A 24905-nucleotide genomic window follows, 5' to 3' on the forward strand; every position below is an offset into this window, starting at 1 on the left:
ATTCGCATCCTGAGCCGCCTGCGCCAAACGGTTCGGCAACTCCGGATCAGCCTCACCACCCTGCACGAAGTCCAGCTTCTCCTCGTTCGGGATCGACGGATCCAACGCGGTGTTCAACTGCTCGTTGAGCTCCTCGACGCTCGGCACGGGCGGCAGTTCCGCGGAGGCGGCGGCCGATGTCGTGGCCTGGGCGCTGGTAGCGGTCTTGGCGGTGGGCGCATCGCCCTTGTCGTCGCTGCACGCACTCATTCCCAGTGCGGCGACCACGGCCAGGCCGGCGATCGCGGCACGTCCGGTCCTACGAAACTTCATCCACTCGTCCTTACGTCGGGTCGGCGTTTTCTCACCCTGTCGGGCGACGGCACGCGAGGCGCGCCCGAGGGGGCAGGCCACGATGCCACGCCCGGACGGTACCCACCGATGATGAGGAATCTCTGAGACACACCGTCGCGTGGGGTCCGCGCGAGCCGCCGATCACGTTCGCGCGCTGGTCCGTTCCCTTGATGGCGGTGGGGTGCAGCCGGTTGCCGCCTTCGCCGGACAGCACGGGATCGGTTGCGGTTCAGTGCAATCCGGCGACGGCGGCGACCAGCTGGGCGTGGGTGCCCGCGTCGGCCGCCGCGATCAGTCCGTGCGGTGCGGTGTGCAGCGGTTGCCCGGCGAGCCCCGTGACCACGCAGCCGGCCGCCCGGCACACCGCGATCGCACTGGTGAAGTGCACGCTGTCGCGCAGGTCGCCGCCGGTGACGTAGGCGGCGCGCCGGCCCGCCGCCACCCAGACCAGCGCCAGCGCCGTCGAGAGCACGCGCGGGTGGAAGCTGCCGGCGAAGCCGGGGGCGTCGAACAGACTTGCCGGCGTGGACCACGGGAACTCGTGGTCGAGATCGACATCGACCAGCCGGCTGTCGGCCTGTGGACGCAGTTGCTCGTCGAGCTCGTCGTGGCGCCGGTACGCGCGGTGACCGTCGGTCCAGAACACCTCGCGAGTGAACGGGTCGGCGACGGCGGCGGCGCGAACGGTGTCCGCGACCCGCAGGGCCACATTGACCGCGACGAAGGTGGTGCCGACCGCGAAATTGCGGGTACCGCACAGCGGATCGACGAACCAGGTGCGCTCGCCGGTCCCCGTTCCGGTCGTGCCCGACTCCTCGGCGACGAACCGGTCGCCCGGACGTGCTTCGGCGAGTACTTCGAGGATGGCCTGCTCGGCCGCCATGTCGGCCTGGGTGGCGAAATCGTCACCGTCCTTGGCGAATCTGGTGACCGGGGCTCCGAACGCGGACCTGATCACAGTCGAGGCGACTTCGGTTGCGCGGATCGCGATGTCGGCGTCGGAGTGCTGCATCGTTTCCAGATTAGGCGACCGGATGCCACGGTGAGCGCCGATCGGATCAGCGCGCCAGATACCCGGCCAGCCCCAGCCCGAGGATCCCGACGGTCACCCGCAGCAGATTCGGTGGAATCACCTTCACCACCGGAGGGCCACACCAGCCGCCCACCAGTGCACCGATCGCCAGGGCCAGGGCCGCCCACCAGTGCACCGGGCCGAACATCGCGAACCCGACGGCGGCGACCAGATTGGCGACGCCGAGCAGGAAGCTCTTGAGAACGGATGCGCTCCACACGGATTCGGACGTGCACAACAGCATCATCGACAGATAGATCACCCCGGCACCCGCGCCGAAGTACCCGCCGTACACCGAGATCAGCAGAATCCCGGCGGGTACGACCCACGGCGCGCTCAGCTCGCCGACGTGCCTGCGCACCACCGGTTGCACCAGCAGCGCGATCGATGCCGCCGCCACCAGGAACGGCACCACGATCTCGAAGGCCGCCGCGGGCGCCAGCAGCAACACCAGCGCACCGATGAGTCCACCGAGCGCCGACAAGGCCGCCCACCGCACCAAGGTGGGCCCGCGCCCGCTCAATTCCTTCCCGGAATTCGCGGTGGCACCGACGCCAACGGCGACCAGCGCCACGGTATTGGTCACATTGGCCGCCACCGGCGTCAACCCGACGGCCAGCAGTGCGGGATAGGAAACGATCGAGGCCATCCCGGTGACGAAACCGATCAAGCCGGTGCAGAGCCCCACGATGACCAGCAGGAAGAACTCGAGCAAGGTCACGAACCGACTGTACGGTATGTGCGGACGGCAACGACGACGGCCGGTTTCTCGCCCACGCCCCTACGACAGCGGCTCGGTGCGCACGAAAAGCCGGTGTGGAAACAACCCGGCGGACGTCGCGCGTCGCGACGCCCGCCGGGCGAATACCGCAGTGCCCGATCGTGATCGGGCCTCAGATCACCAGCCGCGCTCGGCGAGACGGTGCGGCTGCGGGATCTCTTCGACGTTGATGCCGACCATGGCTTCGCCCAGGCCGCGCGAGACCTTGGCCAGCACGTCCGGGTCGTCGTAGAAGGTGGTGGCCTTGACGATGGCGGCGGCGCGCTGGGCGGGGTTGCCGGACTTGAAGATGCCCGAACCCACGAACACGCCCTCGGCGCCGAGCTGCATCATCATGGCGGCATCGGCGGGGGTGGCGATACCACCGGCGGTGAACATCACCACGGGCAGCTTGCCGGTCTCGGCGACCTCACGAACCAGCTCGTAGGGTGCCTGCAGCTCCTTGGCGGCCACGAACAGCTCGTCGGGGGCCAGCGAGGTGAGCCGGCGGATCTCGCCGCGGATCGTGCGCATGTGGGTGGTGGCGTTGGAGACGTCACCGGTGCCGGCCTCGCCCTTGGACCGGATCATCGCCGCACCCTCGGTGATGCGGCGCAGGGCCTCACCCAGGTTGGTGGCGCCACAGACGAACGGGACGGTGAAGTTCCACTTGTCGATGTGGTTGGCGTAGTCGGCGGGAGTGAGAACCTCGGACTCGTCGATGTAGTCGACCCCGAGGCTCTGCAGCACCTGGGCTTCCACGAAGTGACCGATGCGCGCCTTGGCCATGACCGGGATCGAGACGGCTTCGATGATGCCGTCGATCATGTCCGGGTCGCTCATCCGCGAGACGCCACCCTGGGCCCGGATGTCGGCCGGAACCCGCTCGAGCGCCATCACGGCCACCGCGCCCGCGTCCTCGGCGATCTTGGCCTGCTCGGGGGTGACCACATCCATGATCACGCCACCCTTGAGCATCTCGGCCATACCGCGCTTCACGCGGGCGGTGCCGACGGTGTTGGTGGTCTCAGGCGTAGTCACGGCTGTCTCCTGTGTCATGTGCGCCAATCAGGTCGCTCGGAAGGGTCACCGACGATTCTAGAACCGTGCGGATTCGGTCTTCATAGCCAGTTGGGGTCCACTGGCCTTGCCACGACCAGCACGGATGCAGACTCAGCCGTCCGCTGGCCTTCTCCGGTGGCCCTGTGACCGGATCAACGGATGGAGCGCACCACGTGTCCGGTGTCGTCTTCGGCGGCGGTGACGGCCTCGGCGAGCAGTTCGTCGAGGTGGTAGGGGTAAACCGCTTCCCCGGTGGCGTCGAGTTCCCGGATGTCGGCGGGGGTGCACCAGCGGTGATCGGTGATGGTGCGCCGCTCCAGCGCGGTGAGATCGGCCGGTCGCCACTCGAAGCGCGCGGCCCGCAACGTGAAGAACAATTCTTCGGAGCGGACGAGTTCGCCGTTGAACGGGAACACCGCGACCCGGCGCCACAACGGACCGCGCAACGCGGCGGCCTCGACGCGGCGGCCGGTCTCCTCGTAGATCTCGCGCACCGCGGCCTCGCGCAGGCTCTCCCCCGGTTCGACACTGCCGCCGACGGTGAACCAGAACGCGACCTCGGGCACCATCGGGTCGTGGCCGCGCAGCAGCAGCACCCGGTCCTGCTCGTCGAGCAGCACCACCCGCGCCGAGGTGCGGGTGGTGTGCACCTCGAGCCCGGTGGCCGCGGCGGGTGTGGCGCGTTCGGTGATCTCGAAATAGTGCGGCAGCGGCGCGGTGCCGCCCAGGTGCAGGATCCGCACCGGGCGGCGGGTGCGCAGCGCGAGGGTGTCGCGCACGGCGTCGTTGTGGAAGCGGCGCGCGATCAACACCCTGGCCTCGGCGTCGGCGAGTTCGGCGACCAGCTGCGGCCGCAGCGCGGCGATGTCGACCATCGACAGTGCCGAGGACAGCTGATTCTCGATGGTCTCGCGGTCGCCCCGATCGGCGCGTTCGGCCCAGTCGGCCAAGGTGGCCAGCTGGGCGGCGCGTTCGGCGCGCAACGGGTCGTTGCTCACCGGCCCCGCGATCGACATCGCGACCGCGCGCGCCACCACCGCACGCCGGGCCAGAGCGGCGTCGAGGGCCTGCCAGGACTGGTCGGAGCGCACGTGCAGGCGGTCGAGGCGATTGGCGGTGGAATAGGCCCAGACACCGAGCGCGAGCACCAGCAACGCGATCAGTCCGAGAACGAGGACGGTGGTCGCGGAGAAAGTGATCATCCGGCGGCCCGCACTCTGATGTCGCCGACGGTGACCGTCTCGTACACGCGCAGGATCTGCTCGGCGACCACCGGCCAGTCGTAGGCGGCGACCACCTGGGTGGCGGTGCGCACCAGCTGCTCGCGGGTGGCGTCGTCGGTGAGCACGGTGTCGATGGCGGTGGCCAGCGCGTCGGCGTCGCCGACCGGGGTGAGCAAGCCCGCGGTGCCGTCGCGCAGCACGCGCCGGAAGGCGTCCAGTTCGCTGGCCACCACCGGGGTGCCCGCGGCCATCGCCTCGATCAGGATGATGCCGAAGCTCTCCCCGCCCAGGTTCGGCGCCACGTACACGTCGGCGCCGCGCAGGGCCGCGGCCTTCTCGGCATCGGAGACCTGTCCGAGGAAGCGCAGGTGCCGGGCGTGCGCACCGGCCTCGCGCCGCAACCGCTCCTCGTCCCCGCGTCCGACGATGAGGATCTGCACGTCCGGGTGGCGTTCGACCAGCGTGGGCAGGGCGCCCAGCAGCACGTCCATACCCTTGCGCGGCTCGTCGTAGCGGCCGAGGAACAGCACCGTCCTGCCCGGGCGCGGATACCCGTCCAGCGGTGCGCCCCGGGCGAAGGCGGCCACGTCGACCCCGTTGGGGATCTCGACGGCGTCGGAGCCCAGCGCCTCCACCTGCCAGCGCCTGGCCAGCTCCGACACCGCGATGCGGCCACTGATCTTCTCGTGATACGGCCGCAGCACCCCCTGAAAAGTACTCAGTACCAGCGACTTCGTGGTGGAAGTGTGGAAGGTCGCCACGATCGGGCCCTCGGCGATCTTGAGCGCCAGCATCGACAGGCTCGGGGCATTGGGTTCGTGAATGTGGAGCACATCGAAGTCGTTGCCCTCGATCCAGCGGCGGATGCGCGTGTAGGCCATCGGTCCGAACGACAGCCGCGCCACCGACCCGTTGTACGGGATCGCCACGGCGCGACCGGCCGAGACGACGAAATCCGGCAGCGGGGTGTCGTCGGCTGCGGGGGCGAGCACGCTCACCTTGTGCCCGCGTTCGAGGAACACTCTGGCCAGTTCGACCACATGGGCCTGCACTCCGCCCGGCACATCGAAGGAGTACGGGCAGACCATGCCGATCTTCACCGCAGCCCACCCTCCTGGTTGGCCGCGATGCGGGCCAGCCGTTCGGGCGACAGGTCGGCTTCCCACAGCGGTTGCAGCATGTGCCAGTCGGCGGGGTGTTCGGCGATGTTGGCGGCGAACCGGTCGGCCAGCGCCTGCGTCGCGGCGGCGACACCCACGGAGACATCGAGTGCCGCTTCGGTTTTCAGACCCCAGCCTTCGGTGCCGTCGGCCTCGGTGGTGAACCACCCGTGCACCGGCATCAGCGCGGCCCCGGTCTCGATGGCCAGCTTGGCCGCACCCGCCGGCATCCAGGTGCGCTCACCGAAGAACTCGACCGGCACCCCCTTGCCGGTGAGGTCGCGTTCGCCCATCAGGCACACGATCCGGTTCTGCCGCAGACGTTCGGCGAGCGCGCGGAACGGCGGCTGTTCGCCGCCGGTGAGCGGGAACACCTCGAAGCCGAGGCTTTCGCGGTAGGCGACGAACCGCTCGAACAGCGATTCGGGCTGCAACCGTTCGGCCACCGTGGTGAAGGTGTCGTAGTGCTGCACCAGCCACACCCCGGCCATGTCCCAGTTCCCCGAGTGCGGCAGCACGAAGATCACGCCGCGGCCCTGCTCGAGGGCCGCGTCGAGATGTTCCAGGCCGTCGACGTAGTAATCGATGGTGGTGTGATCCATGCCGGGCAACCGGAACGCCTCGCGCCAATATCTGGCGTAGGAGCGCATACTCGCCCGCATCAGCTCGTCGGGGACCTGCTCGGGTCGCACGTCGAGGACGCGGGCGAGGTTACGGCGCAGCTGTGGCGGCCCGCCGTTCTTGACGGCCCGGTCGGCGCCCAGATCGAACACCTTGCGGGCCAGTCCCTCCGGTGCCGAACGCACCAACCGCCAGCCCGCGGCGTACCCCCAGTCGCTCAACCGCCCGGTCACCGTCACTACGCCGTTCCCCCTGCCGTATCTTGTTGCGGCGCAGCCGGAATCACAGTCCGCGCGCCCGGCGAATTTCGCACCGCCAGCACCCGCTGGAACACGGTGACGATGCTCAGCACCGCCAGCACCCACATGGCCACATACACCGACCAGGTGAGCCACTCGATCCCCCAGTGCCCGCCGATGCCGGTGAAACCGGCGCCGACCAGCACGAGCACCAGCCGGTCGGGCCGTTCGATGAGCCCGCCGTCGGCCGAGAGCCCGCTGGCCTCGGCCCGCGCCTTCGCGTACGAGATCACCTGCGAAGTCACCAGCACGACCAACGTGGCGGCCAGCAACGACTTACTGTGCTCGTGATAGACCGCCCACCAGGCCAGACCGGCGAAGATCGCCCCGTCGGCCACCCGGTCACAGGTGGCGTCGAGCACCGCACCGTACTTGGTGCCGCCGCCACGGGCCCGGGCCATCGCGCCGTCGAGCATGTCGAACATGACGAACAGCCAGATCACCATCGCACCCCAGAACAGGTGCCCGGTCGGGAACAGGGTCGCCGCCGCGGTGACCGTCGCGGCGGTGCCGATCAAGGTCATCGCATCCGGGGTGAGCCCCGTCGCGACGAGCGCTTTGCCCAGCGGCGCAGTCGCTTTCGCAAACGTCTGGCGGCCGAAGAAGCTGAGCACGTACTACGCCTCCTGCGCCGTGCGGGACACCCGCACCCGATCAGCTCCGATGTGCGCGGCTTCGCGATGATCACACATCTACGCCTCCTGCACCCTGCGGGACACCCGCACCCGATCGGCTCCGATGTGCGGCTTCGCGATGATCACACATCTACGCCTCCCATGCCTCCGCCAGCAGTTGCCGCGTCTCGCGCAACAACTGAGGCATCACCTTCACGCCACCGACCACGGTGATGAAATTCGCGTCCCCGCCCCAGCGCGGAACGATGTGCTGGTGCAGGTGGTCGGCCAGCGACCCACCGGCCACCCCGCCGAGATTGAGACCCACGTTGAAACCGGCGGGCCGCGAGACCCGCTTCATCACGCGAATGGCCTGCTGGGTGAAGGCCATCAGTTCCGCGCTCTCGAGCGGGGTGAGGTCCTCCAGATCGGCCACCCGGCGGTACGGCACCACCATCATGTGCCCCGGGTTGTAGGGGTACAGGTTGAGCACCGCGTAGACGTGTTCACCGCGGGCGATGATCAGACCGTCTTCGTCAGTCATCTTCGGGATGTCGGTGAAGGGATGCCCGGTGGCGTCCTTGGGCTTCACGTCACCGGTGATGTAGGACATCCGATACGGCGTCCACAACCGTTGCAACCGGTCGGGATGCCCCGCGCCGGCATCGACGATCGAACCGGCCGATGCCTCGGACGCGATGTTCTCTCTACCGCTCATGCCGACGCCTTGATGATCTCGAACCCCTCCGCGGTGGGCGAGGTGTTCTCCCGGTTGCCGACCCAGCTCACGATGGTGGCCACCGCGTCGGCGACCGGCACAGTGTTGACCTGGGTGCCGTCGCGGAACCGGAAGCTCACCGCGTCGGCCTCCACGTCGCGCGCACCGGCCAGCAGCATGAACGGCACCTTCTGCGCGGTCTGGTTGAAGATCTTCTTCTGCATGCGGTCGTCGCTGCGGTCCACCTGCGCGCGCACCCCGGCGCCGATCAGCTGCTCGATCACCGAATCCAGGTGTGCGGCAAAGTTTTCCGCCACCGGGATACCGACGACCTGCACCGGCGAGAGCCAGGCGGGGAACGCACCGGCGTAGTGCTCGGTGAGCACGCCGAAGAACCGTTCGATGGAGCCGAACAGGGCGCGGTGGATCATCACCGGACGCTGCTTGGTGCCGTCGGAGGCGGTGTATTCCAGGTCGAAGCGCTCGGGCAGGTTGAAGTCGAGCTGGATGGTCGACATCTGCCAGGTGCGGCCCAACGCGTCCTTGGCCTGCACGGAGATCTTCGGGCCGTAGAACGCGGCGCCACCCGGATCGGGCACGAGCTCGAGACCCGAGGCCGAGGCCACCTTCGACAGGGTCTCGGTGGCTTCTTCCCACAGCTCGTCGGAGCCGACGAACTTCTTCGGGTCCTTGGTCGACAGTTCCAGGTAGAAGTCGTCGAGACCGTAGTCCTTGAGCAGCGACAGCACGAAGTTCAAGGTGGTGGTGAGCTCGGCGTGCATCTGCTCTTTGGTGCAGTAGATGTGCGCGTCGTCCTGGGTCATGCCGCGTACCCGGGTCAGGCCGTGGATCACGCCCGACTTCTCGTAGCGGTACACCGAACCGAACTCGAACATCCGCAGCGGCAGCTCCCGGTAGGACCGGCCACGCGCCCGGAAGATCAGGTTGTGCATGGGGCAGTTCATCGGCTTGACGTAGTAGTCCTGGCCGGGCTTGCGCACGGTGCCGTCGTCGTTGAGTTCGGCGTCGAGGTGCATGGCCGGGAACATGCCGTCGCGGTACCAGTCCAGGTGCCCGGAGGTCTCGAACAGCGCGCCCTTGGTGATGTGCGGGGTGTTGACGAACTCGTAGCCCGCGGCGACGTGGCGCTGACGCGAGTACTCCTCCATCTCCTTGCGGATGATGCCGCCCTTGGGGTGGAACACCGGCAGGCCCGAGCCGAGCTCGTCGGGGAAGCTGAACAGGTCCAGCTCCAGGCCCAGCTTGCGGTGGTCACGGCGCTCGGCTTCGGCCAGCAGGTGCAGGTATTCGTCCATCGCCTCGGCCGATTCCCAGGCGGTGCCGTAGATGCGCTGCAGGTCCTCGCGGTCCTGGTCGCCACGCCAGTACGCGGCCGAGGAACGGGTGAGCTTGAAGGCGGGGATGAACTTGGTGGTGGGGATGTGCGGGCCGCGGCACAGATCGCCCCACAGCTTCTCGCCGGTGCGCGGGTCGAGGTTGTCGTAGATGGTCAGCTCGTTGCCGCCGACCTCCATGATCTCCGGGTCGTCGATGCCGGACTTGTCGCTGATCAGTTCGAGCTTGAACGGCTCTTTCGCCAGTTCCACCCGGGCCTCGTCGATCTCCACGACCCGACGCGAGAAACGTTGGGCGCCCTTGACGATCTTCTTCATCCGCGATTCCAGCTTGGCCAGATCCTCGGGGGTGAAGGGCCGGTCGACGCGGAAGTCGTAGTAGAAGCCGTCCTTGATGGGCGGGCCGATCCCCAGTTTGGCGTCGGGGAACTCCTGCTGCACCGCTTGGGCCAGCACGTGCGCGGCCGAGTGCCGGATCACGCTGCGCCCGTCCTCGGTGTGCGCGGCGACGGGCTCGACCTCGGCGTCGTGCTCGGGCACCCAGGACAGGTCCTTGAGGGCCCCTTCCGCGTCGCGCACGACGACGATCGTGTCCGGGCCCTTGGTCGGCAGGCCCGCTTCCCGCACCGCTGCGCCCGCGGTAGTCCCGGCCGGCACCCGGACGAGGGCGACTGGACTGATGGGTGCAGAGGTGGTCACGGGAATTTTCTCCTGACGTCGGGTGCCGGGTCGATCCGGCGGTTCGCGCAGCGGCGGTCACGGGCACCGTCCTGCGCCGCCCATGCTATCGGGAGCGCCGACAGGCCGTGTCGATGGACCTGATACCGCGTGTTCGCTGTCGCACGACCGGCGAGAAACCGGACCGACGGGATTCAGGCTCCGGTCAGCAGCGCTGTGCGTTCGGCCGGTGGGCGTTTCGGGCAGCTGGTGCACATCGTGGCGCCCGGCACTTCGTAGACGAGGCAGCAGGAGATTCGTTTCACGAACGTACGGTCTCCGAGGGTGACGAAGCGTGGAGTCGGCAACCGGGAGCCGACCTCGGTGGCCAGTTCGGTGCCCGCGTCCCGAGCGCCCGCGTCGAGGGCGCGGTTGCCGATCGCGTCGGAGACGATCGCCCACAGGGCGGGCGCCGCCGCGCCGGAGACGGCCGCGACCTGCGGGATCACGGTTGTCAGCGTCTCGCGCAGGGCGCGGCCGACGGCCGTCTCGGTGCGGACCGCCGGCTCGTGCGCGGCGCCGCAGGCTTCGTCCGTCACGGTTCCGGAGCCGACGGTGGTTTCGGCGGCGAAGGCGTGGAACCGCACTCGCTCCACTCCTCCGTCCGGCCGGACCACACAGTCGAGTTCGTCCAGCGCGGGCAGCGGGGCCGGGCGGCCCGTCGCGTAGGCGGTGGTGATCTGGTCGACCAGCGCGGAGGCGACCATGCACCACCACAGGGTGGCGCCCACGCGCGGCGTCTCGGTGCCCCAGGCCCGGCTCATCTCGCCGATTCGAGCCGCCACCCAGGCGGGATCGGCGAGCAAACGGCCCGGCGCGGTGCTCACGACATCAGGGGACTGCGCAACCACGGCCAATCGACTCCGATCCACCCGCCGACCATCGAATAAGTACCGAGCAGCCACAACGTCACCACGACGAGGGCGAAGGTGGCGACCGCGCCGAGCACCTTGATGAACCAGCCGCGCGAGGTGTACCAGTCCATGACGATCCGGTACTTGCCGCGCACCCAGGTCAGCGTGTGGTGAGCCCAGACGAACTCGGTGGCCAGGATGCCGAACCCGGCGAACACGAGCGCCCAGCCCGGTCCCGGATACGGGATCGTCACGATCCCGACGAGCAACACCAGCCCACCGACCACGCCGACGGCGATGCGGTAACCGAAGTTCAGCGTAGGGCGGGCGGCGACGGCACCACGGAAGGCGCGCCCGCGCTGTTTGATTCCCGCGAAGCGTTCGGCGGAATCCTCGCGGTCCTCGGCGCGGGCGGCGGTCGGCTCGCTGGTCATCATTCCAGCCTACGAGGCCGACGCCGCGTCCGCCCGCTCAGACCGGTAGCGCGGTGACCGCGTCGTCGATGGTGTGCACACCCTCGGCGGTCACCTCGAGCACCCGGGCCCCGGCGATGTCGAAGAACAGGCCCGAGACCGCGACCCCGCGCTCGGCCACCGCGCGGCGCACGGCGGGGTGCCGGTGCAGGGTCTCGAGCTGCACGGCGACGTTCACCATGCTCAGCTGGTCGATTTCGGGGTAACCGGCGGCCCTGGCCGCGAGCGCGACCGGATGGTCGGCCCGGAACTGTTCGAGGCTCGCCTCGGCGTGACCGAGCCAGCAGCTCAGCCCACCGTCGGCTGCCGCGCCGCTGTGGACGGCCTGCATCGCACCGCACGCGGAGTGCCCGCACACCACCAGCGTGCGCACCGCGAGCTCCTCGAGCGCGTACACCAGCGCCGCCTCCACCGAGTCGTCACCGCTGGTGGGCACCAGGTTGCCCACATTGCGGACGGTGAACAGGTCACCGGGGCCGCTGGAGGTGATCACATTGGGCACGATCCGTGAATCCGAGCAGGTGAGGAAGAACGAATCCGGGTCCTGCCGGTCGCGCAGGCCGTCCAGGTGCGGGCGCACCACATGGGCGTGGCTGCGGTGGAAGGCCGACACCCCGGCCGTGAGCGCGTCGCTGCCCGACTTCTGGTGCCGCCACGGCCCGAGGAACTCGTCCCACACTTGCCGGCCGAAGCTGCGCGCCGGTGGCGCGGCCCCGGCTCCGGCCATGCGCACAGTACCGATCTCGACGAAATCGACACTGCCGCCGCTGCTCTGCTGCTGACGCTGCCAGTCCTCGATCGCCTCGAAGGCCGCGTGATCGAGGAAGTCGACGGTCATCTCCACCGTCACGTCCGCACCCGCGGGCACCCTGGCCAGCTCGCCCGAGAGCTTCGGCAGTGCGAGGAAGGTGCACGACCCGTCGATGCGCACCAGCCAGCGCGCGCCCATCGGCACCGCGCTCACCTGTACCCGCACCACCCGCCACAGCAGCAGGCCGAAGGCCAGCCCCAAACCGATGAGCACACCTTCGAGGAGGTTGAGGAACACCACACCGGACACCGTGACGAAGTACACCAGCAGGTCACCGGTGCGTTTGGCCGACCGGATGTGGGCGATCTTCACCAGCTGGATGCCGATCACGATCAGCAGACCCGCCAGCGCCGCCATCGGGATCTGCTCCACCAGCCCGACCAGTGCCACCGAGAACAGCAACACCCAGAATCCGTGCATGATCGCCGAGGCCCGGCTGCGCGCTCCCGCCGCCACATTGGCGGAGCTGCGCACGATCACACCGGTGATCGGCAGACCACCGGCCAGCCCCGACAGCACGTTCGCCGAGCCCTGCCCGATCAGTTCACGGTCGAAGTCGGTGCGGCGGCCGGTGTGCAGCTTGTCGACCGCGACGGCCGAGAGCAGGCTTTCCACGCTGGCGATGAGCGCGATGGTCAGCACCATCATGGCCACCGCGGCCCAGTTGCCCGAGGGCACCTGCGGCAGTTGCAGTGCGTCGAAGATCGAGCCGTCGAGCACGATGCGCTCGATACCGGGGAACAGGAACGACAGCAGCGTGCCCGCGATCACCGCGACCAGCGGGCCCGGCACCGCCCGCAGTTTCGGCGGTGCGTACTTCCAGCCGAGCATCACCGCGATCACCACGGCACCGACGAGCGCGCCGCCACCGTGCAGCGACAGCAGTTGGCCGGGCAGTTCGACGATATTGCGCCACGCGGTGCTGTGTGCGGAGCCACCGAGCAGTACGTGTGCCTGCTGCAACGCGATGGTGATGCCGATACCGGCGAGCATCGCGTGCACCACGACCGGGGCGACGGCCAGCGCCGCGCGCGCGATCCGGCTGAGCCCGAACAGGATCTGCAGCAGTCCGGCACAGGCCACCAGGAAACAGGTCGTGCGCCAGCCGAATTGGGCGATGGACTCGGCGACGACGACGGTCAGGCCGGCGGCGGGGCCACTGACCTGCAGTATCGATCCGCCCAGCGAACCGGCGACCACGCCGCCGATCACCGCGGCGACGAGCCCGGCGGCGACGGGCGCACCGGAAGCGACCGCGATCCCCAGCGACAGTGGCAACGCGACCAGGAAGACCACGATGGACGCGGGCAGATCATGGCGCAGCAACGTTTGCTGCCAAGTCGGCCGGGGCTCGGTTTCGGTTGGGCGGGAAGAGCTTTGCGTCGGCGGAGGCGTCTCCGGCCGGGGTGGGGCGAGATCGTGGTCGATGGACATGTCTCTCCTTCGCACAGGGACCCCGGTGCAGCGGCGAACCGGGAAGGAACGGCATCAGGTGGTCACGCTATGAGTAAAGACTTGGCAAAGCCAGGGTGTCGCACCGACAGTGGGAGCAGCCATAACCGAAGGTCCACCCCGGTGTGACTCACATCAATCGGCTATCGCCGGGCTCGGCACGGTGGTGACCGCCACTGTCACCACCGGTAGCTGCGCGCGTACCGCAATCAACCCTACAGAAGCCGAAATACCTTGGTAAGCAACAGCTTTCGACAGAAGTGCCCGAATCGTTGTCGGTGGCCATCATTCTCCTTCGCCGACAGCACAGCTGTCGGTTCATCGGTCGAACATGCACTGGCAAGAGAGGCGGAACAGCGAACGGCCTCGTGGAGCTTCGGACTCGTGACGCGAAGGCCGCATCAATAGTAAAGAACTCCCCAAGCTCTAGGAAAGTCCTACGGGAAAATTGGGACGAATCGCAGCTCATTTGTGACCTCAGTCACATGATTGCCGCCGTGCAGGGCGCCCGAGCTAAAACCGCGTGAGCTCACCCGATCTCGACCACACGCGCCCAATCGGGCGGGGAGTCCGGGATGTAGTCGGGATTGTCTTCGCGCCACGCGGGTGCGCGGCCGAACAAGCCGACCACGGTGCGGCAGGAAGGTCGATCGTCCGGCCATGGGGTCTGACCGTCGGTCAGCACCGCGATCACATCCGGTCGGGTGCGCAGGGCCTTGCGGAAACCGGCCCGCAGGTCGGTGCCGCCACCGCCGGTCAGCGACATCCCTTCGGCACCGCACAGTGGGTGGGCGATGCGGGCGGCGGCGTCGCAGGCGAACACGGTGACCAGGTCACGGCGGCCGCCGACGGCGCGGGTGATGGCCGCGACTTCCAACAGCGCGCTGCCGAGTTCGGCGTCGCTGACCGACGCCGAGGTGTCGATGACCACGGCCACCCGGGGCGGGGTGCGGCGCAGGCTCGGCAGCACGACGCGAGGCAGGCAGGCCGAACGGCGCGCCGGGCGGCCGTAGGTGTAGTCCTCCCCGACGCCGGGCGCCGAGACTGCGGCGCGCAGGGCAGCTCCCAGCAGGTCACGCCAGGGTTGCGATGGGTGCAGGGCCTCCTCGGCCCAGCGCCGCCAACCCCCGGGTGCGTTGCCCGGACGCCCGGCGATGCCCTGCGCCACCCGGAACCGGACACCCGCGCGTTCCTGCTCGCTGAGCCCGTCCGCACCGTCGGGGCCCAGTTCCCACTCCCGGCTCGATCCGTCGGCGCCGCTGCCGCAGTCGAGCCAGGCCATCTCCTGGGTGCGGGGGCCGAGCGTGAACAGGGCCAGATAGTCCTCCATCAGCGAACCGGGCGGCAGACCCAGCTGCTGGGGTGTGACCGCCCCCTCCGGCACGACCAGACCGGCACCGAACGCGTCGTCGTTGATCTCGGCGTCGGCGGCGATGTTCATCCGCAGGCGCTCGGCCGGACCGGCCAGGTCGTGCGCACGGGCGTAGCGGTCACTGCGTGCGTGATGATCGCGCACCAGATGCGAAACCTCGTGCACGAGTACCGAAGCCAGTTCCTCTACTGGCGTGCGGTCCACGAAGGCGGCCGACGCGTAGCACCGCCAGTGCTTGTCCACGCCCATCGTCGGCACCGACGGTGACTCGACGATGTGCAGCGCGTACAGGGCCGTCGCCAGATAAGGCCGGGCCGAGACCGCCTGCAGCCGCGCGGCGTACAGCTTCTCGAAGTCGAGTCCGGTCATCGGCCCACCTCGACGACGACACGGGCCGCCGCACGGTCGGCGCGCTGGGACACCGACACCACGGTGGCGAGCTGTTCGATCGCCGCGGGAACCACCCAGTCGTCGCGGCGTAACGTGGCGAGGGTGGTCGCGGGCACCACCACCAGGTCGGGCGCACCGGTTTCCACGGCCTTGACCAGCAGTTCCCATGCGGCGTCCCAACGAGACCGCTCCGGGCGCTTGCGCACCGCGGCCACCACCGCGTCGAGCACAGCCTGGCGCAGATCGCCGCGCTGGGGCAGCTCGGCGGCCGCCGGTTCGGCCAGCAGCACCTCCGGATCGGGCAGATCCATCCGGTCGATGCTGGTCAGCAGTTCGAAGCCGGCACCGTCGCCCACGGTGCCACGGACGAGCTGCGACAGCACATCACGATCGGCACCCGCCGCGGTGGCGAAGGCGATCAGGCGCAGAGCCATCTCCCAGCTGCGCGGTGACGGCCAGGCACCGCCCCGGCGGGTTTCGGTGTTGGGCAGCTGGTGCACGAGCTTCGGCCGGGCGGCGAGCAACGTGCAGACCGCCCGCCGGGCGAACGCCACTGCGCCCGGCAGTTTCTGGGGATCCAGCACGGGCAGTGTGGCCCGTGGCCAAGTCCCACCGAGACCGCGGACGACGACATCGTGGTCATGAGTCCACCGCAGGTGCACGAAACGGTTCGCCAGTGGCGGGCTCAACTCCCACCCGTCAGCGGCCGAGGAGCGCGGATTGGCGGCGGCCACGATCCGCACACCCGGCGGCAACCGCAACGTGCCGACCCGGCGTTCCAGCACCACCCGCAGCAGCGCTGCCTGTACAGCCGGTGGCGCGGTGGACAACTCGTCGAGGAACAACAGACCCCGCCCGGCCCGCACCAGTCGCACCGCCCAGTCCGGCGGAGCCATCGGGACACCCTGGGTGGCGGGATCGTCACCGATGATGGGCAGCCCCGAAAAGTCCGACGGCTCGTGGACACTCGCGATCACCGTGGTCAGCGGCAGATCGAGCGAATCGGCGAGCTGGGTCAGCGCAGCGGTTTTACCGATCCCCGGCTCGCCCCACAGCAACACCGGCAGGTCCGCGGCCACGGCCAGGGTCAGCGCATCCAGTTGCGTGTCGGGTCGAGGTTCGGTGGACACGTCGGCCAGCAGCGCCAGCAGTTCCCCTGCGACGTCGAGGCGGGCGTTCGTGGTGGGCACGGGGCGGGACACAGTCATGGGAATCACCTTGGGGTTCATCGGAAGTGGAGTGATGCGGGCAGGACGGACCGAAGCCGCGTTGTCAGCGCGTGCGCGGTTTGCCACGGGTACGTCGGACCCGGGTGCCGTGATGGCGGCGGGCGCGGGCAGGACGGACCGCAGCCGCGTTGTCAGCGCGTGCGCGGTTTGCCACGGGTACGTCGGACCCGGGTGCCGTGATGGCGGCCGGGTGCGGGCAAGCCGGCCCGGTACAGGCCGTAGACGGTCTGTTGCCGGGCGGCGGCTTCCAGTTCGTCGCGTAGGGGGCCCTCGCGCAGCACCGCATCCGGGCCCAGTAGTCCTTCGACGACAGCCAGTGCGCCCGCGATGTCGCCGTGGTCGAGCCGTTCGCGCACGCCGGCAAGGCAATCCGGGCGCCGATGTGCCTCGTCGATAGCACGCAAGCAGGGCAGCGGCGCCCCGGTCAAGGCGACCAGCAGTTCCTCGCGCCGAATTTCGGCCGGGCCGTGATCGAGGGCAGCGAGCACCCCGTCCACCAATCCGATCCGATGCCGCTCACCCCGGCATTCCACGACCGCCGGCGCCGCACTGGTCGCGATCGACCGCTGACCGTTCGCCCGGTCGGCCGGACCACGAGCAGCGGTAATCGGGCTGAGCGCCGAGGCGACCAACGGATGCAACCGGTCTACGGTGATCGCATCCGTGCGCAGCAGTTCGAGGTCGGGCAGCACCCAGGTCGCCGCGTCCGGCAGGACGGGCAATGCGCTCACTCCCCCACGCAAGTTCTGCCGCGCGATTCGCACAGCAGGACCGCTGCCTGTGTCCGTCATCGGCGACACGACACCGGTTCGGTCCCCCGCGGCCACCGTCCCGTCGCCTGCCGACAGCTCGACACCGGCCCGGCCCGCCCACTGCCACGCCGCCACGGTCCCGTCGATCGCCGACGGTTCGGCACCGGCCCGATCCACCCACTGCCACGCCGCCACCGTCCCGTCGATCGCCGACGGTTCGGCGTCGGCCCGGTGCGCCGACTGCCGCGCCGGATCGGTCTCGGCCCTGTTCAGGTCGAGAACCACCCGTTTTCGTGCTCCGCACCGCACCAGCACCAGGCCGCAGTGGCGGGTTTCGGTACGCAGCAGGATCGCGGCCTCGGCTGCCCAGCGATCTACGGCGCACCCACGCGGCAGCCGGATCGGAAACCGAGGGGCATCAGGATCGAGTGGGCCCGCGCCGCACCGTGATCGGAGCTGATCGGCCTTGCGCGCGTCCCACAGGTGCGGGTGGAGGTCGAGGCGGAAGCGCCGGTTCGGGCGGGGGTGCGGGTGCAGGTTCGGCCCGGCCGCTGGTCGTGCGCTGTCCCACAGGGCCAGGCTGATCCGCTGTCCGGCCGCCGCCCAGGCCGGTGGGGTGCGCACCACCAGGCACACCGAACCGGTGCCGCCTGAACGGCTTTCACCGAATATGTCGTCAGCGTTTGCGTTTTCCCCTGCATCGTATCGAGCCAGCATCATCGTCAAGCCCGGGCGGAGCAGTCCGTCGGGGGCGACTCTGGGCAGGTGCCAGCGCAACAGGTCCGGTGCCAGATGGCGCAGGTCGGCGCGCACGCGGGCGGCGAGCTCGCGACCATGAGTGCGTGCCAGTGCCCGAAGATCGACATCGACGTCGACATGAGCCGCCGCGCAGGCACCGGCCCAGTCGCCGACAGCGCGGCGGGCGGTGGCGGTGTCGATCATGGCGACGGGTACGGCGAATTCGCGTACACGCAGCCAGAAGGAAAGGCGGGAATCATCGACACGATCGAGCGGGAGGGATGCCGGTGCGGTGACCGGCGTGGGGCTCAACGGCCCGGGCGGAGGACGCCCTTTCCACTTGTCGTCATGTGGTCAGTATGCACAACGAACAACGACCCGACAAGGGCGGGCGCCGGATGCGGCGCCCGCCTCGCCGGTCAACTGTCGCGGCGGGTGGCCGAGGCGGCCAGGTTCGCCAGTTCGGCGACCGCGGTGGCTTCACCGCGCACGCCCGACAGGGCGAGCATGGCGCTGGCGAGCAGCCGGTCGATCTGGGAGCGACTCCAGTCGCGACCACCCGCCGACTCGACCAGTTCCGCCGCGTGAACCAGGTCCGCGTCACTGAGTTCTTCCGCGCGACTGTACATTTCAGCCAGCGCTTTCGCCTCCGGTGTTGCCGAACGCAACGCCCACACCACCGGCAGTGACTTCTTGCGGTTGCGCAGATCCGAGTGCGCGGGTTTGCCGGTGACAGCGGGATCACCCCAGATCCCGAGCAGGTCGTCGGCATGCTGGAACGCGCGGCCCAGCGCGTTACCGAAGCCCTGTAGCCCAGCGATCGCGCCCGGTCCGGCCGCACCGGCCAACGCGCCCAGCGCACCGGAGCAGCCGAACAGCGCCCCGGTTTTGCGGTCGACCATCGAGACACATTCCTCCACGCTCACGTCGGATCGCTGTTCGAAGGCCATGTCGGCGGTCTGGCCCTCGACGAGGCTCAGCACCGCCGCACTCAGCACGCGGGTTGCCGCGTCGGCGTTGCGCCCGCCGGTTGCGGCCAATCCCGCGAAGCCCAACGTGACCAGTGCGTCGCCGGCGAGGATGGCGGGTCCGATCCCGAACTGGTGCCAGGCCGTCGCACGGTGTCTGCGGGTGGTGTCGCGATCCATCACGTCGTCGTGCAGCAATGAGAAGTTGTGCACCAGTTCCACCGCCACGGCTGCGGGCATGGTCTGGCTGATCTCGGCGCCGACCGCTTTACCGGCCAGGAGAACGAGCGTGGGACGCAACGCTTTTCCGCCGTCGGCGCATTCGGGTCTGCCGTGCGGGTCCCACCAGCCGAAGTGGTATCCGGCGATGTGCCGGATCGATTCGGGTAGCGACTCGACTGCTGCCCGCAGCGCCGCCCGGAACGGTTCACGGGTGTCGGCGACGGGAGCGTCGCCGGCGTTGGATGGGCTGGTACTCAGGGTCATTCGCGGATCCTTTCCCTTGCACCGGTCACTGAACAGTGATGGTCAGCGAGCCGAGCGCGTCCGGCACGAGGACGGCGGCCGAGTGGTAGGCGCTGATCAGATAGGACGCGACGGCCTGATCGTCGATACCGTTGAACCGCACGGTGATACCGGGCGCGTACTCGTCGGGCAGGTTGGTGCTGCGCAACCCGACAACCCCTTCGTCGCTCTCGCCGATCCGCATCGCGAGGATCGTGCTCGATCCCGACGCGCTGATCGGGATCTTGTTCGACGGCAGCAGTGGCACGTCGCGCCAGGCCCGCACCGGCTTGCCGTGCAGTTCGGTGGTGGCCGGATAGATGCCGCGGGCACTGCATTCGTGTCCGAACCGCGCGATCGTGCGGGGATGTGCCAGGAAGAACGCGGTTTTGCGGCGGCGGGCCAGCAGGCGGTCGAGGTCGTCCGGGGTGGGTCTGCCGGTGCTCGAGCGCAGCCGCTGCGTCGGGTCCACGTTGTGCAGCAACCCGTAGCCGGGGTCGGTGAGCAGATCGGCTTCCTGGCGTTCCCGCAGAGCCTCCACCGCCAACCGCACCTGCTGGTCGAGCTGGTTCATCGGCTTGTTGTACAGGTCGGTGACGCGGGTGTGCACCCGCAGCACGGTCTGCGCCACACTCAGTTCGTATTCGCGGGGACTCGGGTCGTAGTCGACGAACGTACCGGGTATCACCGGTTCCCCGGCATGCCCCGACGCGAGGTCGATCGAGGCTTCGCCGCGCTTGCTGTACCTACCTTCGGCCGCCCGGTCGGCCGCGCGTACTGCCGAAAGATGCTGTGCCAATGCCGGGATCCGCTCGAGGACGCGTTCGAGGTCGGCCCTGGCCAGGCTCAGTACCGTGCACGCCGTCTCGGCGGTGGCGGTGAACTCCCAGATGGCCGACGCGTCGAGCAGCACCTCGCTGCCCAGCTCACCGCCGTCGCCGAGGACGTCGAGCACCACCCGGTCACCGAATTCGCCGGTGCGGTTGGTGATCGCCCGGCCGTGGGCGATCACGAACAGGCGGTCGATCGGGCTGCCGAATTCGCAGATCGTGTCTCCCGGCGCGAACTCCTCCTGGACGAACGACGAGGCGAGTTCACGCAGGACGTCCTCGTCGTCCACACCGCGCAGGGCCCGCAATTCCCGCAGCTCCGGTGCGATGACCTGGTAGGTCCCACCGGAGAGTGTGCAGGTGAGGTAGCCGTCGCCGACGGTGTAGGTACGTCGCCGGTTGACCCGGTAGGTGCCGCCGTCGACCTCCACCCAGGGCAGTTCGCGCAGCAGCCACAGTGGGGTGCGGGCCTGGTTCTGTGGAACGGATTTGGTGGTGGTGGACAGTGTCCGCGCCGCGGGGACGCCGAGCGCGGTGAGTTCTGCTGAGGTCACGAGCTACTCCTGACCGTTCGAGTGGAGGGATGCGACAGGTGTCGAGCAGCCGAGGTACCGAGTCCGCTGGGCCCGCGCGAGATGATTCTCGGGCCGGCGGGTGCACCCGTCGCGGTAGCCGGTCCTGCTGGGTACCGCAGGTTTTCGGAGGTGTACCGGCTGGTGCCGCGATGCCAGAGCAGGATGCCGGCGAGCCAGTCCTGGAGTTCGCCGACGTAGTCGGTCAGGGCGCTGCGGGCGGTGTTGTCGAGCCGGTGGTGTTCGAAGAGCACCGGTAGCTCCTCGAGGACCAGTCGCTGGAACTGCCGCATCCTGGCCCGCATGAGATCGAAGACGATGGCGGCGGCACGGTCGCGATCACAGTCGAGGAAGGTCTCGACCACCAGCACCATGTTGTGCAGTTCGCCCTCGTAGTCGATTTCTTTCTCGTAGGAGAACAGGTCGTTGATCAGGGCGCCGTAGTCCATCGCCGCGTTCTCGATGCCACGCATGGTGCTGGTCTGGAACACTTCGTCGGGCACGATGCCGCCGCGGGCGAGCTTGGACAGCCCGATGGTCAGGTCCGAACCGAAGGTGAGCCTGCGCATCTCCAGGTAGTCGACCGGATCGGGCACCCGGTGCTGGATGTGGTTGGCCAGCTCCCACAGCCAGCTCTGCACCATCCGCTCGACCGAGGACTTGAACGTCTCCCGGGCTCGCGGCGCCATCGCGGCGGCGGTGCGCGGCCACAGGTCGGCCAGTCCCCGTTCGAGCGGGTTCAGCGGCTCCGGCACCGCGCCGAGGTTCACCGGCATGAACATCGACAGCCGCGCGGTGGCCGCTTTGGCCGCGGCCATCGACCCGGTCGGGTTGAACAGGGCCGGATAGTAGTCGTCGCCCCAGGTGCCCCACGTCAGCCAGCACGCCGACACCGTCAAAGCCTCTTCGGTGGCGTCGGGGTCCAGACCCGCTGAGCACAGCGCGAAGTCGAATCCCGCAGTGTCCTGCCTGGACCACAGTGGGCGGCCGCCGAGTTCCGGGAGCGGGTCGTGGAAGCCGACTCGCTCGGCCCAGTCGATACTGTCGCGGCGGGCCGTCGGCAGGTGCGGACACACGCTCACCTCGAACGGCAGGTCGAACTCGGGCAGCGGCAACTGTCCGGCAGGCCGGGTCGGACCCCGGCTGTGGTTGCGCACCCCGCCCGGCCCGGTGAGCCCGCGTAAAAGGCCGGCCACCCCGGCGGTGCCGAGGCCGGTGGGGCCACCGAGCACAGGTGTGGTGCGCGCCCCGGCCGACTCGTTCATGTACCGGTTGGACCGCAGGTGCCATTCGTGGCCACCGGACTGCCAGTCCTGCAGTCCCTGCACGTACGACAGCGTCGCGGCCCGCCCGGCCGGGTCGATCGCGTGGTCGTCGAACAGCGCGCCCAGTTCGGTGGCGACGGTGTTCTCGAACTGGTGCATACGGGAGGTGAGCTGGTCGTTGACCCGATCGGCGGCCTCCTGTGGTGCGCAGCCGAGGAAGTGTTCGACCACCAGCACACCGTTGTTGACTTCACCCTCCTGTTCGGTTTCACGCTGGTAGGAGAAGATGTCGTTGCGCAGGTGCACCGCGTCGGCGAAGGTGTCCTTGAGGACCCGCAGCGGCCGCGACCCGATCAGCGCTCGCGGCACCTCGATCCCCCGCGCGTATTCCACGAGATCGGCCGACCAGGGCGCGCCGCCGACCTTGCGGCGCATCTCGATGTAGTCGATCGGGTTCGGCACCCGTGCGCCGTTGATGTTGCGGATCTCCCACACACAGTCCAGCAGCAGGTTGCGGGTGCTTTCGGCGAACCGTTCCCGCCAAGCCACCGACATGACCGGCACCGTGCGTGCCCACAGGTCGCCCAGCCCACGCTCGTCGGGATTGGTCGGTACCGGCATCGTGGACGTCTCGGCCGGCATGAAGGTGGCGAGCCGGTCGAGGTATTCGCGGGCGCCGTCGAGATCACCGGTGCGTTTGAACGCCTCGAGAAAGTGGTCGTCGAAGTAGAACACCCAGGTGTACCAGTCGGTCACGGTGTCGAGCACCGCGGCGTCGGCGTCGGGATGGGTGTAGGCGCACAGTCCCGCGTAGTCCATCCCGTCGAAAGTCGGCTCGTCCCACACCACATCGCCGCCGACCGTCGGTCCGAGCATCCCCATCTCGTGGGCCCAGGCCTTGGTGTGGGCCCGGGCGGCTTCGACGTTCGGGTTCAGCCGCGGCGGGTGCGCGATGTAGAACTCGGGCAGTTCGAAGGGCTGCACCGCCGTCAGCCTTCGCGGCCGATTTCGACGTTCTCGAGGATCGCCAGCGCGTCGGGGACGAGGACCGCTGCCGAGTAGTACGCACTGACCAGGTAGGAGATGACGGCTTTGTCATCGATGTTCATGAACCGCACGTTCAGTCCGGGTTCGTACTCGTCGGGAATGCCGGTCTGACGCAAGCCGATCACGCCCTGGTCTTCCGCACCGGTGCGCATCAGCATGATGGCGGTGGTGTTGGTGGCCGAGACACCGATCTTGTTGCACGGCAGGATGGGGATCCCACGCCAAGCGGGCACCTTGTGGCCGCCGAAGTCGATACCGCCCGGGTAGAGCCCGCGACGGTTGCACTCGGCGCCGAACGCGGCGATCGCACGCGGGTGGGCGAGGAAGAACGACGGGTCCTTCCAGACCAGGGCCAGCAGATTGTCCAGGTCGTCGGGCGTCGGTGGCCCGGACTGGGTGGAGATGCGCTGGTCGAGGTCGGCGTTGTGCAGCAGACCGAAATCGGGATTGTTGACCAGCTCGTGTTCCTGGCGTTCGCGCAGCGCTTCGATGGTGAGCCGCAACTGCTGCTCGGTCTGGTCCATCGGCTTGTTGTAGAGATCGGCGACACGGCTGTGCACGCGCAGCACGGTTTGCGCGATGCTCAATTCGTATTCACGCGGGGAGGTCTCGTAGTCGACGAAGGTGCCGGGCAGCACCGGTTCACCGACATGACCGGACGCAAGCTCGATCGAGGCCTCGCCGTGATCGTTGGCCTGTCCGGCGATGCGTTCGACTTCGGCCTCGACCGAATCGACGTGCGCGCGCAGCGACGGGATCGTGCGGCCGAGCTCGTCGAGCGCTGACCGGTCGAGCACCAGCGCGGTCACCGGGGTCACCGCTTTGACGCCGTATCCCCAGGTGGCCGCCGTGCCGGCGAGCGCTTCTTCGCCGAAGAACGCGCCGTCGGCCAGGGTGGCCAGGACGGTGGTCTCCCCGTATTCGCCGGTTCCGATCTTGTTCGTCTTGCCGTGCGCGATCAGGATCAGTTCGTCGGCCGGGTCGCCGAGGGTCGCGAGCGGCTCGCCGGCCGCGTATTCGCGTTGCTCGAAACGATCGGCGAGGGTTTCCAGAGCGGTGTCGTCGGGGTAGTCGCGCAGGTAGCGCAGTTCGCGCAGTTCGGCGGGGATCACCCGCACGTTCGCCCCGGTGGTGACGAAGGTGATGCGCCCGTCACCCACGGTGTAGGTGAGCCGCCGGTTGACGCGGTAGACGCCACCGTCGGCCTGCACCCAGGGCAGCAGTTTCAGCAACCACCGGGAGGTCTTGCCCTGCATCTGGGGCACCGACTTGGTGGTGGTGGCCAGATTGCGGGCGGCGGCGGTACTGAGGCTTTGCTGGGTGGAGGCGGCAGGGGCGAGGGGTTCGACCAACTCTGTCATGTGAAATCCCTTTTGTCGCAGTGCATGTGTGCGAGCACGAGCCATACGCGGGTACAGATTCACGAGCAGCGGAGCGGGGCGACGGAACAGCACATCGCCTTGTAGCGCAAGCTATTTCAGAACATCGAGACGGGACACACTCGTCCCACAGAACGATGCGCCGTCGTCGACAGACAGGGGAAGGAACAGTGAGTTCGTTTGTGCCACAACCGGTTCGACCTCATCAGGTTCGAGCCGTGAGCGCCGATCTTCCCCTCCACAAGAGTAACCACGAGAGCGACTGTCTGGCAATCCCTTCCGGCACTTTCACACCCCACCCCATGGGCGTGAACGAATCCGCTGCGCCCGAGCGA

General features: G+C 68.8%; 19 protein-coding genes and 1 pseudogene. All 20 read right to left on the reverse strand.

Going from position 1 to position 24905, the window contains the following annotated elements; translation table 11 throughout:
- A pseudogene (locus ACFO5K_RS10610) lies at nt 1-312 on the reverse strand (hypothetical protein); the annotation flags it as partial.
- Between the two features lie 250 nt (nt 313-562).
- Nucleotides 563-1345, reverse strand: a complete 783-nt coding sequence (locus ACFO5K_RS10615) for an inositol monophosphatase family protein (protein WP_378559796.1) — start codon at nt 1343-1345, stop codon at nt 563-565.
- 46 nt (nt 1346-1391) lie between these two features.
- Entirely contained in the window at nt 1392-2126 is a 735-nt protein-coding gene (locus tag ACFO5K_RS10620; RefSeq protein ID WP_378559799.1) for a sulfite exporter TauE/SafE family protein, read from the reverse strand.
- 177 nt (nt 2127-2303) lie between these two features.
- Nucleotides 2304-3224: a pyridoxal 5'-phosphate synthase lyase subunit PdxS gene (gene pdxS, locus ACFO5K_RS10625; RefSeq protein WP_378559802.1), complete on the reverse strand. Its 921-nt coding sequence runs from the start codon at nt 3222-3224 to the stop codon at nt 2304-2306.
- Between the two features lie 155 nt (nt 3225-3379).
- Entirely contained in the window at nt 3380-4426 is a 1047-nt protein-coding gene (locus ACFO5K_RS10630) for an NUDIX hydrolase (RefSeq protein WP_378563669.1), read from the reverse strand.
- Nucleotides 4426-5550 (reverse strand): glycosyltransferase family 4 protein, encoded by a 1125-nt coding sequence (locus tag ACFO5K_RS10635; protein WP_378559805.1) that lies wholly within the window; start codon nt 5548-5550, stop codon nt 4426-4428. Before ACFO5K_RS10635 ends, ACFO5K_RS10630 begins: the two co-directional genes overlap by 1 nt.
- Entirely contained in the window at nt 5547-6470 is a 924-nt protein-coding gene (locus ACFO5K_RS10640) for a phosphatidylinositol mannoside acyltransferase (protein ID WP_378559808.1), read from the reverse strand. The genes ACFO5K_RS10635 and ACFO5K_RS10640 overlap by 4 nt, the downstream gene beginning before the upstream one ends.
- Complete coding sequence (gene pgsA / locus ACFO5K_RS10645) at nt 6470-7144, reverse strand: phosphatidylinositol phosphate synthase (RefSeq protein WP_378559811.1); 675 nt, start codon at nt 7142-7144, stop codon at nt 6470-6472. The genes ACFO5K_RS10640 and pgsA overlap by 1 nt, the downstream gene beginning before the upstream one ends.
- A 151-nt stretch (nt 7145-7295) precedes the next feature.
- Complete coding sequence (locus ACFO5K_RS10650; protein WP_378559814.1) at nt 7296-7862, reverse strand: HIT family protein; 567 nt, start codon at nt 7860-7862, stop codon at nt 7296-7298.
- Nucleotides 7859-9916, reverse strand: coding sequence for a threonine--tRNA ligase (gene thrS / locus ACFO5K_RS10655; RefSeq protein WP_378559817.1), 2058 nt, complete (start codon nt 9914-9916; stop codon nt 7859-7861). The genes ACFO5K_RS10650 and thrS overlap by 4 nt, the downstream gene beginning before the upstream one ends.
- Nucleotides 9917-10089: 173 nt before the next feature.
- The gene (locus ACFO5K_RS10660; protein ID WP_378559820.1) at nt 10090-10761 is read right to left on the reverse strand and encodes a (2Fe-2S)-binding protein; all 672 of its coding nucleotides are present in this window, start codon (nt 10759-10761) and stop codon (nt 10090-10092) included.
- The gene (locus ACFO5K_RS10665) at nt 10758-11222 is read right to left on the reverse strand and encodes a TIGR02611 family protein (protein WP_378559823.1); all 465 of its coding nucleotides are present in this window, start codon (nt 11220-11222) and stop codon (nt 10758-10760) included. Before ACFO5K_RS10665 ends, ACFO5K_RS10660 begins: the two co-directional genes overlap by 4 nt.
- Nucleotides 11223-11259: 37 nt before the next feature.
- Nucleotides 11260-13506, reverse strand: a complete 2247-nt coding sequence (locus tag ACFO5K_RS10670) for a SulP family inorganic anion transporter (protein WP_378559826.1) — start codon at nt 13504-13506, stop codon at nt 11260-11262.
- Nucleotides 13507-14053: 547 nt separating this feature from the next.
- On the reverse strand, nt 14054-15265 hold the full coding sequence (locus tag ACFO5K_RS10675) for a vWA domain-containing protein (RefSeq protein WP_378559829.1): 1212 nt from the start codon (nt 15263-15265) through the stop codon (nt 14054-14056).
- On the reverse strand, nt 15262-16494 hold the full coding sequence (locus ACFO5K_RS10680) for an AAA family ATPase (protein WP_378559832.1): 1233 nt from the start codon (nt 16492-16494) through the stop codon (nt 15262-15264). The genes ACFO5K_RS10675 and ACFO5K_RS10680 overlap by 4 nt, the downstream gene beginning before the upstream one ends.
- A 152-nt stretch (nt 16495-16646) precedes the next feature.
- Entirely contained in the window at nt 16647-18209 is a 1563-nt protein-coding gene (locus ACFO5K_RS10685; protein ID WP_378563672.1) for a hypothetical protein, read from the reverse strand.
- A 215-nt stretch (nt 18210-18424) separates the two neighbouring features.
- A complete protein-coding gene (locus ACFO5K_RS10690; protein ID WP_378559834.1) occupies nt 18425-19459 on the reverse strand; it encodes a polyprenyl synthetase family protein in 1035 nt (344 codons plus the stop codon).
- 25 nt (nt 19460-19484) lie between these two features.
- Nucleotides 19485-20861 (reverse strand): family 2B encapsulin nanocompartment shell protein, encoded by a 1377-nt coding sequence (locus ACFO5K_RS10695; protein WP_378559837.1) that lies wholly within the window; start codon nt 20859-20861, stop codon nt 19485-19487.
- Nucleotides 20858-23128, reverse strand: coding sequence for a terpene synthase family protein (locus ACFO5K_RS10700; protein WP_378559840.1), 2271 nt, complete (start codon nt 23126-23128; stop codon nt 20858-20860). The genes ACFO5K_RS10695 and ACFO5K_RS10700 overlap by 4 nt, the downstream gene beginning before the upstream one ends.
- A 5-nt stretch (nt 23129-23133) precedes the next feature.
- A complete protein-coding gene (locus ACFO5K_RS10705; protein ID WP_378559843.1) occupies nt 23134-24552 on the reverse strand; it encodes a family 2B encapsulin nanocompartment shell protein in 1419 nt (472 codons plus the stop codon).
- Between the last annotated feature and the right edge of the window lie 353 nt (nt 24553-24905).

Source organism: Nocardia halotolerans (assembly GCF_042650145.1).
GTDB lineage: Bacteria > Actinomycetota > Actinomycetes > Mycobacteriales > Mycobacteriaceae > Nocardia > Nocardia halotolerans.

Coding starts and splice junctions, on each gene's coding strand:
- ACFO5K_RS10615 (WP_378559796.1), bottom strand. CDS start 1,345: ATGCAGCACTCCGACGCCGACATCGCGATCCGCGCAACCGAAGTCGCC.
- pdxS (WP_378559802.1), bottom strand. CDS start 3,224: ATGACACAGGAGACAGCCGTGACTACGCCTGAGACCACCAACACCGTC.
- ACFO5K_RS10650 (WP_378559814.1), bottom strand. CDS start 7,862: ATGAGCGGTAGAGAGAACATCGCGTCCGAGGCATCGGCCGGTTCGATC.
- ACFO5K_RS10665 (WP_378559823.1), bottom strand. CDS start 11,222: ATGACCAGCGAGCCGACCGCCGCCCGCGCCGAGGACCGCGAGGATTCC.
- ACFO5K_RS10670 (WP_378559826.1), bottom strand. CDS start 13,506: ATGTCCATCGACCACGATCTCGCCCCACCCCGGCCGGAGACGCCTCCG.
- ACFO5K_RS10675 (WP_378559829.1), bottom strand. CDS start 15,265: ATGACCGGACTCGACTTCGAGAAGCTGTACGCCGCGCGGCTGCAGGCG.
- ACFO5K_RS10680 (WP_378559832.1), bottom strand. CDS start 16,494: ATGACTGTGTCCCGCCCCGTGCCCACCACGAACGCCCGCCTCGACGTC.
- ACFO5K_RS10685 (WP_378563672.1), bottom strand. CDS start 18,209: ATGATCGACACCGCCACCGCCCGCCGCGCTGTCGGCGACTGGGCCGGT.
- ACFO5K_RS10690 (WP_378559834.1), bottom strand. CDS start 19,459: ATGACCCTGAGTACCAGCCCATCCAACGCCGGCGACGCTCCCGTCGCC.
- ACFO5K_RS10705 (WP_378559843.1), bottom strand. CDS start 24,552: ATGACAGAGTTGGTCGAACCCCTCGCCCCTGCCGCCTCCACCCAGCAA.